Below are 14914 nucleotides of genomic sequence, written 5' to 3'. Positions count from 1 at the left end.
AAGGCGCCATGAGCGAAACAAAACAACAAAAACTGCGATCGGCCGCCTGGTTCGACAATCCCGACAATCCCGGCATGACCGCGCTCTATATCGAGCGCTACCTCAATTTCGGCCTGACCCGGGAAGAGCTGCAGTCCGGCAAACCGATCATCGGCATCGCCCAGACCGGCTCCGACCTTTCCCCTTGCAACCGGCATCATCTGGAGCTGGCCAAGCGGGTGCGCGAAGGCATTCGCGATGCCGGCGGCATCGCCTTCGAATTTCCAGTGCATCCGATTCAGGAAACCGGCAAGCGCCCGACGGCGACCCTCGACCGGAACCTCGCCTATCTGGGTCTTGTGGAGCTGCTCTACGGCTATCCGATTGACGGCGTTGTGCTGACCATCGGCTGCGACAAGACCACGCCCGCCTGCCTGATGGCGGCGGCAACCGTGAACATCCCGGCGATCGCGCTGTCCGTCGGCCCGATGCTGAACGGCTGGTACAAGGGCGAACGCACCGGCTCCGGCACCATTGTCTGGAAGGCCCGGCAGATGCTGGCCGCTGGCGAGATCGACTATGACGGCTTCATGGATCTGGTCGCCTCCTCCGCGCCCTCGGTCGGCTATTGCAACACCATGGGCACGGCAACGACCATGAATTCGCTCGCCGAGGCGCTCGGCATGCAGCTGCCTGGCGCAGCGGCGATCCCCGCCCCCTACCGCGAACGCGGCGCGATTTCCTATGAGACCGGCAAACGCATTGTCGACATGGTCCATGAGGACATGAAACCGTCCGACATCATGACCCGGCAGGCCTTCGAGAACGCCATCGTCATCAATTCGGCCATCGGCGGCTCGACAAACGCACCGATCCACCTGAACGGCATTGCCCGGCATCTTGGCGTCGAGCTCGACAATGACGACTGGCAGGCCATCGGCCATGATGTACCGCTGCTGGTCAACCTGCAGCCGGCGGGCGAGTATCTCGGCGAGGACTATTTCCATGCGGGCGGGGTTCCCGCCGTCGTCGCCGAGCTGATGCGCAACGGCAAGCTGCCGCATCCGGATGCGATCACCGCCAACGGCAAGACCATGGGCGCAAATTGCGACGGCATCACCACCGACCTGCCGGACGTGATCAAACCGTTCGACGCGCCGATGAAGGAGAAGGCCGGCTTCCTCAATCTCAAGGGCAATCTCTTCGACAGCGCGATCATGAAGACCAGCGTGATTTCGGAGGAGTTCCGCGACCGGTACCTGTCCAATCCGGACGATCCGGAGGCCTTCGAAGGCCGCGCGATCATGTTCGAAGGACCGGAAGACTATCACCACCGCATTGACGACCCGGCGCTCGGTATCGACGAGCATTGCATGCTGTTTATCCGCGGCACCGGCCCGATCGGTTATCCGGGCGGTGCGGAAGTCGTGAACATGCAGCCGCCGGCCGCTCTGATCAAGCGCGGCATCACGGCGCTGCCCTGTATCGGTGACGGCCGTCAGTCCGGCACCTCCGGCTCGCCGTCGATCCTGAACGCGTCCCCCGAGGCTGCCGCCATGGGCGGACTGGCGCTGCTTCAGACCGGCGACCGGGTGCGCATCGACTTGAACAAGGGCACCGCCAATATCCTGATCTCCGACGAAGAGCTGGCTCAGCGCCGGGCGGCGCTGGAGGCAACCGGCGGCTTCAAGGTCGCCGACAGCCAGACGCCCTGGCAGGAAATCCAGCGCACGATGATCGGCCAGTTCGACAAGGGCATGGTTCTGGAACCGGCGGTCAAGTACCAGGACGTCGCGCACACAAAGGGTCTGCCACGGGACAATCATTGATCTGGCAATCTTGTCACTTGCATCGCGCCTGATCGCGCGAAATGCTGAATTTCTCCGTCATTGCCGGGCTTGACCCGGCAATCCAAGCCGTGACCGTTCCACGACGAATGAGCTTGGTGGCGCCGCAACGGTATGGATCCCATGGTCAAGCCATGGGATGACGAAGCGTGTGACAGAATTCTTCAGGTAGAATTCAACCTGTTCAATTTCGAACTTGACGATTACGTAAACGGCATGCTTCAAGAAGGGCAACAAACGGGCTCAGGCCCTGACCAGATGGGAGAAGACAACATGTCCTTGGAACAACTCACCGAAGGTGTGCGCGCGAAAGTGGCCGATGGCGGCATCGAGGAAGCGGTGAAATTCGATCTCGGCGAGACCGGCGTGATTTTCCTGCAAGGATCCGACGTTTCCAACGAAGACAGCGACGCCGACTGCACCATCAAGATGTCCGCCGAAGACCTCAGCGACCTGCTGGCCGGCGACCTGAACCCGACGGCGGCCTTCATGGGCGGCAAGATGCAGGTGGAAGGCGACATGAGCGTCGCCATGAAGCTGGGCAGCATCGTCTGAGCCTTGTCTCTCGCAGCAGAGACCTTGCCCGCCGGCTCCCTCGGGAGCCGGCTTTTTTGTGGGGTTGCACAGCGTCATTCCGGACAAGTGCAACTTTTGTTGCGCGCAGATCCGGAACCCAGAAATCAGCCGCGCGCCAGCGCGACATAAACCCAACAAGCAGTCCAGTTCGCTATGCTCACCCTGATGCGCTGGATTCCGGATCTGCGTACGGCTTATGCCTCACTTGTCCGGAATGACGCCCACAAACGACGCCACAAAAACGGCGGCCCCGAAGAGCCGCCGCTTCCGTTTTCGGATTGTCCTGACCGCTACCGGTTCGTGATGATTTCCGGACCCATCAGGCTGTAGGGCAGCCAGGTGGAGAGGGCCGGGACATAGGTCACCAGGACCAGGAACAGGAGCAGGATGGCAACGAACGGCGCCGCCGCCTTGACCACCTGCACCAGACTCATCCCCGTTATGCCCGATGTCACGAACAGGTTGAGCCCGATCGGCGGCGTGATCATGCCGATTTCCATGTTCACCACCATGATGATGCCGAGATGGATCGGATCGACGCCGAGTTCCATGCCGATCGGAAACACCACCGGCGCCACGATCAGAAGGAGACCGGACGGCTCCATGAACTGACCGCCGAGCAGCAAGAGCAGGTTGACCGCGATCAGGAAGGTGAACCAGTTGAAGCCGGCACCCACCATCAGATCCGTGATCGCCTGGGGAATGCGTTCGGAGGTCAGCACATGGGCAAACAGCAGCGCGTTGACGATGATGAACATCAGCATGATGGTCGTCTTCGCCGCGTCCACCATCACCTTCTTGGTGTCCTTGTGGAACATGGCCGGAAAGAACTTCCAGCCGATCAGGCCAATATTACGGCCCCAGACCTTGCCGCCAACTGCGAACGTGGCGGGAAGGGCCGCCGGTGCCACGCCGTGACGCAGGATCGGATAGCCGATCAGGGCTGCCAGCAGCACGGCCGCGCTGTCAATGCCGAAGAAGCCTGCGCGGCTGGTAAAGGCAGAGGCAAGTCCCGACCAGACGAACATGGCCACAACCGCGTAGGTGATGGTCTTGAACCCGGCAAGGCCAAGTTCGCCATCCTCGTCCCGGACCCAGCGGATGCCGGCCAGCGGCCCCATGTCGCGATAGACGAACAGCGCCACCAGGCAGGCATAGACAGCGGCCACAGCCGCGGCTTCGGTCGGCGTGAAGATGCCGCCGTAAATGCCGCCGAGGATGATCACCATCAGGAACAGGCCGACGGCCGCTTCCATCATGGCGTGCCAGATTTCCTTGAACCCGGGCCAGGGCTGGGCCGGCAGGTTCTTGACGCGGGCCATGACGTAAATGGCGATCATCAGCATCAGGCCGGCGATCAGGCCCGGTACGACACCGGCCAGGAACATGCGGCCAACGGAGACGTTGGTTGCCGCGGCATAGACCACCATCACGATCGAGGGCGGGATCAGGATGCCGAGCGTGCCCGCATTGGCAATGACACCCGCGGCGAATTCCTTGGTGTAGCCGGCCTGGCGCATGCCGGCGATGGCGATGGTGCCGATTGCGACCACCGTGGCCGGCGAGGAGCCGGACAAGGCGGCGAACATCATGCAGGCGAAGACGCCGGCAATGGCAAGACCGCCGCGGATCGAGCCGACGGTTGCGATCGAGAAGCGGATGATGCGCTTGGCGACACCGCCGGTCGACATGAAGGCGGAGGCCAGGATGAAGAAGGGGATCGCCAGGAGCGTATAGTTCTGCGAGGCCGTGAACAGCTGCAGCGCGACCGAGGAGATCGAATCGTTGGAGAAGATGGCGATCGCCAAAACGCTCGACAGTCCAAGCGATATGGAGATCGGAACGCCCAGGAACAGAAAGCCCAGGACCATGATGAAGAGAATTGCTGCTTCCATTGTCCCGGCCTCAGTCCTTCAGAACGTCTTTGTTTTCGGCCACGAGGTCTTCCGCCTCATGCGCCGCGATCATCATTTCGCGTTCGCCGGTGATGATCTGCCAGGCAGCCTGAACACAACGGAACAGGAACAGAGCCAGGCCAATGGGAAGGATGAGATAGGCGATCCAGCGCTGGACGCGCTCCTGGGTGCCGAAATTCTCGATGATGACTTCCGGGTAACGCAGATCGTCGAGGCCGATGCCGATCTTGTACATCTTCATCCAGTAGTCGATGGCCCCGCCCCGGGTGTTGAGACCGAAGATGTGCAGCCATTCGGACCAGAGCAGCGTCAGGGCATAGACAACGCCGCACAGCGCGCCGAACACGGCAACGGCACGGAACATCTGTTTCGGAAACAGCCGGATGACAGCATCGACACCCAGATGTGAGCCGATTTTCACGCCGTAGCTCATGCCGAACAGGATCAGCCAGGCGAACAGGATACGTGTGAGCTCCAGGGCACCGGTCCAACCGGAATTGAAGCCGTATCGCGCCACCACCTGGGTGAAGGATACGATGGTCATGGCCGCCAGAAGAAAGGCGAGAACACCTTCCTCGAAGCGCGTGACCCAATTGTCGACGCGTTGCATGCGTTTCCCCCGAAATAGGTCTCTTGACTTGTTGCGGGCCGGACGGCTCAGGCAGCCGTCCCGGCCTCAGGACCTTGGCAGAAGGGCCGGTCGAACCGGCCCTTCCACGTCTTGGTTTCGTTCGCCGTCAGCTGGCGTTGTTGGCAGACGTAGCGGCGTCGATCAGATCCTTGCCGATGTCGCCTTCGAACTTTTCCCAAACCGGCTTCATGGTGTCGACCCAGGCCTTGCGCTGTTCCGGGGTCAGTTCACGAATGGTGGCGCCGGTGTCCAGGATGTTCTGGCGGTTTGCGGCTTCCTTCGCGGCGACCTTGCCGTTGGCGGTTGCGGTGACATCTTCCACGATGGCCAGGAACTGGTCACGCACGGCCGGGTCCAGGCTGTCCAGCCATTCGTCGGAGGTGACGAGCAGATAGGCCAGCAGCTGGTGGTTGGTTTCGGTGATGCCGTCCTGCACTTCGAAGAACTTCTGGGTGTAGATGTTGGACCAGGAGTTTTCCTGACCATCGACAACGCCGGTCTGCAGCGCGCCATAGACTTCCTTGAAGGCGAGCTTCTGAGCGTTGGCGCCCATGGCTTCGATCATGGCGACGGCAACGTCGGACGTCTGAACACGGAATTTCAGGCCCTTGGCATCGGTGGGTTCCAGCAGCGGCTTGTTGGCCGAGAACTGCTTCAGGCCGGAGCTCCAGTAGCCGAGGCCCTGGAAACCGTAGTCGGTCATGGAGTTCAGGAGTTCCTTGCCGTCCGGGCCGGTGGTGAAGCGGTCAACGGCCTTCAGGTCCTGGAACAGGAACGGCAGGTCGAACAGGCGGAACTTCAGCGTATAGGCTTCGAACTTGGACAGGGACGGTGCGGCCAGCTGGACGTCGCCGAGCAGCAGGGCTTCCATGACCTTGTCGTCGTCGAAAAGCTGCGAGTTCGGGAACACCTGCATGCAGGCGGTGCCGTTCATCTCGTCGTTGACGCGTTCGGCCAGAAGCGTGGCGGCGTCGCCTTTCGGGTGACCGGTCGCGGCAACCACGTGGCTGAACTTGATGACGATTTCGCCGTCATCACAGGCATCGGCCGCGTAGGCGTTCGCGGAAAAGGCAAGAGACGCCGCGGTTGCTGCGGCGAGAGCGAATTTTTTCATCGGATGTCCTCCCAGACATTTCAGTATGACGGCCATTCGGGCCGGACAGCGCGGTGGCTGGTCGGCTCCCTCTTGGCAAAGCGCGTGCCAAGTGGGGCCAGCTTCTGAAAAAGCGCCGGTTTCCGCAGGTTAACAAAAAGTTTCCCGCAAACCCAGCCCGGTTGGTTCCGTAAGGGATGGGTTGCTTGCGACACATGCCGGAAGTCCGATGTGTCGATTTCGACACATCGCAGGCGTCACAGCCTGTCCCTATTGCCAGAGAGCGCCGCTTTTCAGGTCATGCTGTAGCGGCACTTCGAGCCGCGCCAGCTTGTCCGGGTTGCGAATGATGAAGATCCGGTCGATTCGGCCATCGCCGTCATAACCGAGGGTCAGCGCGGATTCGATGCGCTCGTCCTGCAGCAGGACCAGTCCACGCACGCCATTGATGTTGCAGATCCGGACGGGACCGCCATCCCAGAGGCGCGACATGATCCGGGCGACATATTTGGCGACATCACCACGCCCTTCCAGAATGCGCCCGAGCGCTGTTGCCTTGCCACCACCATCCGACTGGAACTGCACGGACTCCGACAACAATCCGCTGAGCTGCTCCGTTGAGCCGCTTTCGACTGCTCTCATGAAGGCATCCAGCATGCGCTGTTGATGGTCGGGCGCCGGCACAAAACGCGATGACGGTGACTGGACATGCTTGCCGGCGCGGGACACCAGCTGGCGGCAGGCCTTTTCGCTGACGCCGATGGCGGCCGCGACCTCGCCATAGGGCTTGCCGAAGACCTCACGCAGCAGATAGGCGGCGCGTTCCTTCGGACTGAGCCGTTCCATGAGCAGCAGAAAGGCGGTCGTCAGCGACTGGGCCCGCTCCAGATCGGCTTCCGGGTCCGACCCGGCGTCGATCTGGAGCGGTTCCGGGATCCACGGGCCGACATAGTCGACCCGCTTGCGATGGGCGGCCTTCAGGGCATCCAGACAGCAATTGGTGCAGACCGTGGTCAGGTAACCCTCCGGATTGGCGATCCCGGCGGTGTCCGCGGCCTGCCATTTCAGAAAGGTGTCCTGGACCGCGTCTTCGGCATCCGCCATCGAGCCGAGCATGCGATAGGCAAGACCCAGGAGGCGCGGGCGAAGGCTGTCGAAGGTGCTTCTGTCTGAACGATCCATGCTGCCGCCGCCTGTCAGTGGTTGGAAACCTGAACGCGGTTCCACAGGTTGATCATCGCGACCGCCGCGGTGATCGCGCTGATTTGCGCTTCGGTGAAATACTTGCGCAGATCCGCCCGCAAAACCTCATAGTCGGTCTTGGGATCAAGGCTGGTCAGGGCTTCGGTCCAGGCAAAGGCCGCCTGTTCGGCCGGCGTGAAATCGTCCACGTGGCGCCAGACGATGACGCGTTGCAGCCGTTCCTGGCTTTCGCCATCATTGAGAGCTTCTTCCGTGTGCATCTTCACACAGAAGGCACACTGGTTGATCTGGGAGGCGCGCAGGTCGATCAGGTGGCGCAATCCCGGTTCCAGATCGGCCTTGCCGATCTCACCGCTCGCCGCCACGAAGCGCTTCACGATGTCCGGCACGTTTTCATAATGGTTGATGGCAGTTGCGTGCGTCATGGGTGTCTTCCAATCGAAGTTACGGGGTTTGACACCAGGATGACGACTGACAAGACCGGTTTGTGACATGGCACATGCAAATTTTTGAGGTTGCCGAAAGGCAACGGCATGGATTGCAGGGTCAAGCCCACTGCAATGACGAAAAAATCAAAACCATCGCAAATGCAGCCTACGGATCTCCCCGTCATCCCATGGCTTGACCATGGGATCCATGCCGTTGCATCACCTCGGGGCACTTCATCGCGACCACTCGAACAATCACGTCGGCAAAACCTCATCCTTGCCGAGGCCGTATTTGCGCATCTTTTCATAGAGCGCCTTGCGGGACAGGCCGAGATTTTCATAGGTCGGCTTGATGGCGCCGTCATTGCGTTTGAGTTCGGTGGCGATCAGCGCACGTTCATAGGCCCCCACCTGATCGAACAGCGTGGCGCCCGACGCGCCGACCGGTCCGGTGACCTGTTCCACGCCAAGCACGAAGCGGTCGGCGACATTGCGCAATTCGCGGACATTGCCGGGCCAGTCCCGCGCCATAAGGCCGGCCAGATAGTCCTCGTTGATGTCCGGGATTTCCCGGCGGTAGCGGGCGCGCGCTTCCACCGCCAGGTGCCGGAACAGCAGCGGGATGTCCTGTAGACGGTCGCGCAGGGGCGGGATCGCGACATTGACCACGTTCAGCCGGTAGAACAGGTCCAGCCGGAAGCGCCCGGCCTTGCCGGCGGCTTCAAGATCCTCCTTCGTCGCCGCGATAAAGCGGACATCCAGCTCGATCGCCTTGTTGGAGCCGAGCCGTTCAATGGTGCGGGTTTCGATCACCCGCAGCAGCTTGACCTGCAGCTCCAGCGGCATCGATTCGATCTCGTCCAGGAACACCGAGCCGCCATGGGCATGTTCCAGTTTGCCGATGCGCTGGCCGCTGGCGCCGGTGAAGGCGCCCTTCTCGTGGCCGAACAGTTCCGATTCGATGATTTCGGCGGGCAGGGCACCGCAATTGAGCGCCACGAAAGGCTTGTCCCGGCGCGGGCCCTCGTCATGCAGCGCCCGGGCGACAACCTCCTTGCCGGAGCCGGTCTCGCCCAGGATCAGGACGTCGGCATCGGTCGCGGCCAGCGCCGTAACGTTGCGCCGAAGCAGGTCCATGGCCGGTGTGCGCCCGACCAGCCTGCTTTCAAGGCCGGTCCGGTCCGCCAGTTCCTCACGCAGCTTGCGGTTTTCCAGAACCAGCCGGCGCTTGTCGAGCGCGCGCTCGACCACCGAGGCGAGATGCGAGACCGAGAACGGCTTTTCCAGAAAATCATAGGCCCCTGCGCGCATCGCCTCCACGGCAAGCGGAACGTCGCCATGGCCGGTGATCAGCACGACGGGCAGGGCCGGATCGATTTCGAAGGCCTTTTTCATGACCTGGAAGCCGTCCGTGCCGGGCATGCGGATATCGGTGATCAGAACCCCGTAGAAATCCCGGCTGATGCGCTCCAGCGCCGCTTCCGGCGTGCCGGTTGCAAAAACCGCCTGGCCGGAGAGTTCCAGCCCTTGAGTGAGGGACTCGCGCAGATCCTCTTCGTCGTCAACCAGCAGAACCGTCGCCTGATCCATATGCGTCTTTCTCTTATTCCGCCGCCAGAATGCGTTCGTCGGCGACCGGCAGGCGCATGATGAACATGGCGCCGCCCCGGTCGAGGTTGGCCGCCTTCAGCGACCCGGAAAAGTCATGAACGATCTTGTAGGCAATCGACAAGCCCAGGCCCAGGCCCGCTCCCACATCCTTTGTGGTGAAAAACGGGTCGAAGATCTGTGGCAGGACGTCCGCATCGATCCCCGGACCGTTGTCGGTCACCGTCAGCACAGCTTCCTCGCCCTCCCGGCGGAGCGCCAGCGAAACGGTCGGAACCGGGTTGCCGGCGACCGCGTCGACCGCGTTGGACAGGAGATTGACCACCACCTGTTCCAGCCGGATCCGTCCGCCCCGGACAATAATGTCCTCCTCGGAGAGAACCAGGTCCAACTGCACCTGTTTCTGCTTGATCTGGGGCTGCAGCAGCAGGGTCGCCTCATCGACCACCTGGCGCAGTGACACCGGCTTGATGTCGGTGCCAGATTTGCGGGTGAAGCCCTTCAGCGTCTTGGCGATCTCGGCCATGCGGGTGACCATGCCTTCGATCCGGCCGAGATTGGTCTTGGCCTCGTCGGCCCGGCCGCGCTCGATCAGCATGCCGGCGATTTCCGCGTCCGAGCGAATCGCCGCCAGCGGCTGATTGTATTCATGGCTGAGCGCCGCCGACATGCGCCCGAGGGTCGCCAGCTTTGCCGCCTGAACCAGTTCGGCCTGCGCCAGACGCAGATCGGCTTCCGCCTGTTCGCGTTCACGCACCTCGCGCTCCAGGCGCACATTCGCCTTGCGCAGGTCCGACGTCCGGCTCTGGACGCGCCGTTCCAGCCGCAGCGCCTCGGCGCGGGTGCGCCGTTCCTGGCGTGCGAATTCGGCCCGGCGCGCGACCAGGATGGCGAGTCCCCCGGCCGCGATCACACAAACCAGAAGCGCCACGAGCATGGCCCAGCCGGACCGCTGGCGCGCATCGCCGATATCGACCAGGGAGTGCACCTGCCAGCCCAGGACCGCCACGTTCTGCCGCAATTGCAAATGGGTGTCGGCAACCGATGCGGCGGGCAAAAGCAGTTCCAGACTTTCAACGACGGACAGGCCGGTGATGTCGCGTCCAAGGTTGAGTTCCTCAAGTGTCTTGCCGCGCCAGTCGGGCATGTTGCTCACCACGACACGGCCGTCTGTGTCGAGGGCAAAGATCGTGTCCTTGCTGAGCGCCCAGGCCTGTTCGACATCGTCGAGACTGACACGCACGGCCAGCACGCCAATGATTTCGGTACCGCGGCGAAGCGGCGAGGCGAAGACGTAATTTGAGACCTGATCCGGGGTTCCCGGAATCAACTGGCGCCCGAGCTGCCCCAGCTTGGCCTGCTCGAAGGCCTGCCGGATCTGCTCGGCACCGCCGATGGAACTTGTCGGCACACCGGCGTGGCTGGAGACGACGACAGCACCATCCGCATCCATCAGCCAGATTTCCTCCGCGCCGGACATGCCGGCGGCAATCGCGGTGATGCCGGGGTCGAGATGGCGGCCACCGCCCGACAAAAGATCGCCGATATCGGGTCCACGCGCCAGCAGCGGCGACAGCAGGCGGAACTTGTCGAGAAGCCGCTCCAGAACCGCCGTCTGTACCGCCAGATTGGCGCGCGCGCCTGTTTCCAGCTCCGCCAGGGTGATCCTGAGACTTGCAAGCCCCGTCAGCCACAGGACCAGCAGCGTCGCCAGAACCAGCGACGCAGCAATTCCGATTTTCAGCTTGCGCCAGGAGCGACGCAGGGGTGTTCCTATCATGACGCCAGTATAGTCACGCCGATTGATCCGTGAAGCCGTTCCATCGGCCGCCCTGCACGTCAGAGCGGAACCTTTGCACCCTCACCGTGCATCTGTGTCCTTTGCCTCCGGTCGATGGCCACGCTCTTGATCAGCACCGTGACATTCCTGCCCGGGTAAAGATCGAGATCGGCAACCGACGCCCGGGTGATGCGCGCCCGCAAGGTCTGCCCCTGAACGGAACACAGGATCTCGGCATAGGGGCCGGTTTCGCTGGAAATGCTGCTGATCGTCGCTTCGAAAGCGTTGCGGATCGACAGGCCTTCAGGCGGATAAAGCGCCAGCGCGACGTCCCTGGCCCGGATGCGCAGGCGCACCGCGTCACCGACTTCGGCCGCCATGTCCGGAATCTGCAAGACAGCGCCGCCGATATCGACATCCGTCAGACCCCAGTCCGGATTGATCCTGGCAACCTTGCCTTCAAGCAGGCCACCGGCCTCATGGCGGCCGGTGGCTTTGCCGAGATCGGTGCGGGCCAGCATGTCCGCCACCGGACCAAAGGCCGGTGTGGTTCCCTCCGACAGGATCACCAGCGTGTTGGAGAGCCGCGCGACTTCCTCGATGGAATGGCTGACATAGAGGATCGGGATCCCGGCCTCCACGCAGAGCCGGTCGAGATAAGGCAGGATGTCGTTGCGCCGGGCCTGGTCCAGATTGGCCAGCGGTTCGTCCATGATCAACAGGCGCGGGTCGGACAACAACGCCCGGCCGATGGCAACACGTTGTTTTTCACCGCCGGACAGAGTGCCCGGCATGCGCTCGAGCAGATTGCCGAGACCAAGCAGGTCGACCACTTCATCCATGTCGCGCGTCCCCGGCCGGCGGCCAGCCCAGCGCGCATAGGTCAGATTGGCTTTGACGCTCAGATGCGGGAACAGCCTCGCGTCCTGAAAAACATGTCCGACGCGGCGCTTCTGGACCGACAGATTGATGCCCTTGCCGGCATCGAACAGCGTCGTGCCGTTGACGGAAATCCGCCCGCGCAGAGGCGTCAGCAGACCGGCGATCATGTTGGTGAGCGAGGTCTTGCCGGCGCCCGACTGCCCGAACAGCGAGGTCACGCCGCCACTGCTTTTGAACGCCGCCTGAAGTTCCATGGCCCCGACCCTGCCTGTGATGTCGACGTCAAGCATGACCGCCTCCAACACGCTTGCGCAGCCGGCGGACCAGCAATTCGGAGGCGATCAGCGCGGCAAAGGCAACCACAAGCGCGATCGCGGTCAGGCGAAAGGCGGCCAGATCGCCGCTCGGGGTCTGGGTCGCGGTATAGAGCGCCAGCGCAAGGGTACGGGTCTCGCCGGGAATGTTGGAGACAAAGGTGATGGTGGCGCCGAATTCGCCCATCGCCTTGGCAAAGCCCAGAATGGCGCCGCCGAGAACGCCGGGCAGGGCCAGTGGCAGCGTAATGGTGAAAAAGGCGGTCAGCCGGTGCGCTCCGAGCGACTTGGCGGCTTCCTCCAGCTTCGGATCGACGGTTTCGAAGGAGATCCGGATCGGCCGGACCATCAGCGGAAAGGCCATCACGCCGGCGGCGAGCGCCGCACCGGTCCAGTTGAAAGCGAAGCTGAAGCCAAGCGTGTTTTCCAGAAAGGTGCCCACAGCACCCTTGCGGCCGAAGGTCAGGAGCAGAACATAGCCGGTGACCACGGGAGGCAGGACGAGCGGCAAATGCACCAGAGCGTTGACGATGCCATGTCCGGCAAACCGGGTGCGCGCCAGCAGATAGGCAACCAGAACAGCAATCGGCAGCGCAACGATGAGGGCGGTTGCCGCCACCTTGAGCGTGAGCAGAAGCGCCTGCAATTCACCGGGCTGGAGGGAGAAAAATTCCACGTGTGCTCAGTCTGTTGGTTCCAGTCAGGGACCTGTTGCACCGGCCCCTAGCCGTTATCGGCCACAAACCCGAAGGAACGCAAGATCTGCCGTGCATCCGGGCCCGACAGAAATGACAGGAATTCGGACGCAGTCTCCTGATCGCCTTCGCCGGTGAGCGCCGCCAGATAACGGATCGGCGGGTGATTTGACTGCGGAAATTCAAAGAGAACGGAAACACCCGGTTCGACCCGGGCATCGGTTGCGTAGACAAGGCCGAGCGGTGTGTCGCCGCGGGCGACCGCCGTCAGCGCGACCCGGACGTTTTCCATGGGCGCAACGGACCCGGAGACAGCGGACCAGAGGCCAAAACCCTCCAGCGCGGCCTTGCCGTAGCGACCTGCCGGCACCGTATCCGGATCGGCCATGGCCAGGCGGTGGCCGCCAAGCCGCTCAGAAAGGCCGTCCGGCGACGGGGTTAGAGGCGCGCTGCCCTTCGGTCCGACGAGCACGAGCGTATTGGAGGCAAAGCCACGGATCGTGTTCGCCTCGACCGCGCCCGCATCACGGACATAATTCATCCAGGCCTCGTCCGCGGACAGGAAAACCGCCGCCGGGGCGCCTGCCTCAATCTGCCGTGCCAGCGTGCCGGTCCCCGCGAAGGAAAACACCACGTCGGTTCCGGTCTCCGCTTCGAACGCCTTGCCAATCGCCTCCATGGCCTCACGCAGGCTGGCGGCGGCAAAAACCGTCAGTGGCTGCTCGGCGCGCGCAGGCGTCAGCGCTGTCAACGTCAACACGACTACAAGAAGCAGGCGACGGAACATGGAGACCTCTTTCCTTCGGACCTCTTTACCTAAGTCCTTCTCAAGGGTGCTTCAATAGAGTGTGGACCGCGCATAGGACCCTGCAGATCCCGGCGCAATTTCAGATTGCCCTTCAAGGCCGGCCTCTCCTATGGTTCAGCCCCAAATCGCTTTTGCGATCTCCTTTCGCCTCGCATTCCACCGAGATCACCATGACCATCGAGCTGAAACCGCAGATTCCGGACACGGACACCTTTCTCATGCTGCGCAAGAGCGCGGGCCTGAGCGGCTACGAACGCGAAGCGGCGGATCTCGGTCTGAAAAACAGTCTTTTTGGCGTGATGCTGTTCGACGGCGGCACGCCGGTCGGCATGGGGCGCCTCGTCGGCGACGGTGGTCTCGCCGTGCAAGTCACGGATATCGCCGTTCTGCCGGCCTATCAGGGCCGCGGGCTCGGCAAAACCATCATGGCCGCGCTGAAGCAATTCATCGAGGCCGAATTGCCGGCCTCGGTCTATGTCAGCCTTATCGCCGACCTGCCTGCGGACCGGCTCTATGCGCAATTCGGTTTCAGGGAGACGGCACCTGCCTCCATCGGCATGTGGCGCCGCGGGCGCTGAGCTACAGCGCAAATATTTTTTTGAAAATTCAAGGCGCTCGCAAATCGGGTCGTCCGCCCTTATCAGGTCTCCTAATGTCGCCTCAAACCACATGAGGAGATCCCAAGATGTTTCAGATCCAGCCCCTTCCCGTAACCGAATTCTCCCATCTCTTCGGCCTGAGCGACGCCGAGCTCGCCGAGAAAAACATTCAGGTTCACTATTCCGACGGTGGCTTTCCCTGCCGGGTCTCCCTTGAGGATGTCGCCGAAGGCACCCGTGTCCTCTTGATGAATTTCGAGCACCAGCCGGGCGAAACGCCCTATCGCTCGCGTCACGCGATCTTTGTCGCCGACGGCGCCAAGGAACGCCATCCGGAAGCCGGCACGGTGCCGGAAGTGATCGCCTGCCGCCTGCTGTCGGTGCGGGCCTTCAACCGGGGCCATGAAATGATCGACGCGGATGTCATCGAAGGCCGTGAAGTCGACAGCCTGATCATCACATTCTTCGGCAATCCGCAGGTCGACTACATCCACCTGCACTTCGCCCGCCGCGGCTGCTTTGCCGCGAAGGTGACCCGGGCCGCCTGGTCCTGAC

General features: G+C 62.5%; 14 protein-coding genes. 4 read left to right on the top strand and 10 right to left on the bottom strand.

Annotated elements, in window-relative coordinates; translation table 11 throughout:
- The first annotated feature begins 8 nt into the window (after nt 1-8).
- Both M0H32_RS25925 and M0H32_RS25920 read left to right on the top strand, forming a co-directional pair.
- The gene (locus tag M0H32_RS25925) at nt 9-1808 is read left to right on the top strand and encodes an IlvD/Edd family dehydratase (protein WP_248159366.1); all 1800 of its coding nucleotides are present in this window, start codon (nt 9-11) and stop codon (nt 1806-1808) included.
- A gap of 291 nt (nt 1809-2099) precedes the next feature.
- Complete coding sequence (locus M0H32_RS25920; RefSeq protein ID WP_248159365.1) at nt 2100-2381, top strand: SCP2 sterol-binding domain-containing protein; 282 nt, start codon at nt 2100-2102, stop codon at nt 2379-2381.
- Nucleotides 2382-2692: 311 nt separating this feature from the next.
- Here M0H32_RS25920 and M0H32_RS25915 read toward each other — a convergent pair whose 3' ends face one another.
- From M0H32_RS25915 to modA, 10 genes are all read right to left on the bottom strand, one after another.
- On the bottom strand, nt 2693-4297 hold the full coding sequence (locus M0H32_RS25915) for a TRAP transporter large permease (RefSeq protein ID WP_248159364.1): 1605 nt from the start codon (nt 4295-4297) through the stop codon (nt 2693-2695).
- A gap of 10 nt (nt 4298-4307) precedes the next feature.
- Nucleotides 4308-4928: a TRAP transporter small permease gene (locus M0H32_RS25910; RefSeq protein ID WP_248159363.1), complete on the bottom strand. Its 621-nt coding sequence runs from the start codon at nt 4926-4928 to the stop codon at nt 4308-4310.
- A 127-nt stretch (nt 4929-5055) separates the two neighbouring features.
- A complete protein-coding gene (locus tag M0H32_RS25905) occupies nt 5056-6063 on the bottom strand; it encodes a DctP family TRAP transporter solute-binding subunit (protein ID WP_248159361.1) in 1008 nt (335 codons plus the stop codon).
- A 249-nt stretch (nt 6064-6312) separates the two neighbouring features.
- Nucleotides 6313-7224 carry an RNA polymerase sigma factor SigJ gene (gene sigJ, locus M0H32_RS25900; protein WP_248159359.1) on the bottom strand — a complete coding sequence of 304 codons (912 nt, stop codon included), beginning with the start codon at nt 7222-7224 and terminating at the stop codon, nt 6313-6315.
- A 14-nt stretch (nt 7225-7238) separates the two neighbouring features.
- Nucleotides 7239-7670: a carboxymuconolactone decarboxylase family protein gene (locus M0H32_RS25895; protein ID WP_248159357.1), complete on the bottom strand. Its 432-nt coding sequence runs from the start codon at nt 7668-7670 to the stop codon at nt 7239-7241.
- Between the two features lie 258 nt (nt 7671-7928).
- Nucleotides 7929-9263 carry a sigma-54-dependent transcriptional regulator gene (locus tag M0H32_RS25890; protein ID WP_248159355.1) on the bottom strand — a complete coding sequence of 445 codons (1335 nt, stop codon included), beginning with the start codon at nt 9261-9263 and terminating at the stop codon, nt 7929-7931.
- Between the two features lie 13 nt (nt 9264-9276).
- The gene (locus tag M0H32_RS25885; RefSeq protein ID WP_248159353.1) at nt 9277-11061 is read right to left on the bottom strand and encodes a sensor histidine kinase; all 1785 of its coding nucleotides are present in this window, start codon (nt 11059-11061) and stop codon (nt 9277-9279) included.
- Between the two features lie 59 nt (nt 11062-11120).
- The gene (modC, locus tag M0H32_RS25880) at nt 11121-12233 is read right to left on the bottom strand and encodes a molybdenum ABC transporter ATP-binding protein (RefSeq protein ID WP_248159350.1); all 1113 of its coding nucleotides are present in this window, start codon (nt 12231-12233) and stop codon (nt 11121-11123) included.
- On the bottom strand, nt 12226-12933 hold the full coding sequence (gene modB / locus M0H32_RS25875; RefSeq protein WP_248159347.1) for a molybdate ABC transporter permease subunit: 708 nt from the start codon (nt 12931-12933) through the stop codon (nt 12226-12228). Before modB ends, modC begins: the two co-directional genes overlap by 8 nt.
- Before the next feature lie 47 nt (nt 12934-12980).
- Nucleotides 12981-13739 carry a molybdate ABC transporter substrate-binding protein gene (gene modA / locus M0H32_RS25870; protein WP_248159345.1) on the bottom strand — a complete coding sequence of 253 codons (759 nt, stop codon included), beginning with the start codon at nt 13737-13739 and terminating at the stop codon, nt 12981-12983.
- A gap of 191 nt (nt 13740-13930) precedes the next feature.
- Between modA and M0H32_RS25865 the strand changes: the two genes are divergently transcribed.
- Together M0H32_RS25865 and M0H32_RS25860 are read left to right on the top strand one after the other, a co-directional pair.
- Complete coding sequence (locus tag M0H32_RS25865; RefSeq protein WP_248159343.1) at nt 13931-14338, top strand: GNAT family N-acetyltransferase; 408 nt, start codon at nt 13931-13933, stop codon at nt 14336-14338.
- Nucleotides 14339-14445: 107 nt separating this feature from the next.
- A complete protein-coding gene (locus M0H32_RS25860; protein WP_248159341.1) occupies nt 14446-14913 on the top strand; it encodes a DUF1203 domain-containing protein in 468 nt (155 codons plus the stop codon).
- The last annotated feature ends 1 nt before the right edge of the window (nt 14914 follow it).

The sequence above is a fragment of the Roseibium sediminicola genome (assembly GCF_023156505.1).
GTDB classification, from domain to species: domain Bacteria; phylum Pseudomonadota; class Alphaproteobacteria; order Rhizobiales; family Stappiaceae; genus Roseibium; species Roseibium sediminicola.
This window is presented reverse-complemented; position numbering and strand designations above follow the sequence as displayed.

Bases quoted from the DNA above. Each gene is read 5' to 3' on its own strand.
- M0H32_RS25925 (WP_248159366.1), top strand. From the start codon at position 9: ATGAGCGAAACAAAACAACAAAAACTGCGATCGGCCGCCTGGTTCGAC.
- M0H32_RS25920 (WP_248159365.1), top strand. From the start codon at position 2,100: ATGTCCTTGGAACAACTCACCGAAGGTGTGCGCGCGAAAGTGGCCGAT.
- M0H32_RS25915 (WP_248159364.1), bottom strand. From the start codon at position 4,297: ATGGAAGCAGCAATTCTCTTCATCATGGTCCTGGGCTTTCTGTTCCTG.
- M0H32_RS25910 (WP_248159363.1), bottom strand. From the start codon at position 4,928: ATGCAACGCGTCGACAATTGGGTCACGCGCTTCGAGGAAGGTGTTCTC.
- M0H32_RS25905 (WP_248159361.1), bottom strand. From the start codon at position 6,063: ATGAAAAAATTCGCTCTCGCCGCAGCAACCGCGGCGTCTCTTGCCTTT.
- sigJ (WP_248159359.1), bottom strand. From the start codon at position 7,224: ATGGATCGTTCAGACAGAAGCACCTTCGACAGCCTTCGCCCGCGCCTC.
- M0H32_RS25895 (WP_248159357.1), bottom strand. From the start codon at position 7,670: ATGACGCACGCAACTGCCATCAACCATTATGAAAACGTGCCGGACATC.
- M0H32_RS25890 (WP_248159355.1), bottom strand. From the start codon at position 9,263: ATGGATCAGGCGACGGTTCTGCTGGTTGACGACGAAGAGGATCTGCGC.
- M0H32_RS25885 (WP_248159353.1), bottom strand. From the start codon at position 11,061: ATGATAGGAACACCCCTGCGTCGCTCCTGGCGCAAGCTGAAAATCGGA.
- modC (WP_248159350.1), bottom strand. From the start codon at position 12,233: ATGCTTGACGTCGACATCACAGGCAGGGTCGGGGCCATGGAACTTCAG.
- modA (WP_248159345.1), bottom strand. From the start codon at position 13,739: ATGTTCCGTCGCCTGCTTCTTGTAGTCGTGTTGACGTTGACAGCGCTG.
- M0H32_RS25865 (WP_248159343.1), top strand. From the start codon at position 13,931: ATGACCATCGAGCTGAAACCGCAGATTCCGGACACGGACACCTTTCTC.
- M0H32_RS25860 (WP_248159341.1), top strand. From the start codon at position 14,446: ATGTTTCAGATCCAGCCCCTTCCCGTAACCGAATTCTCCCATCTCTTC.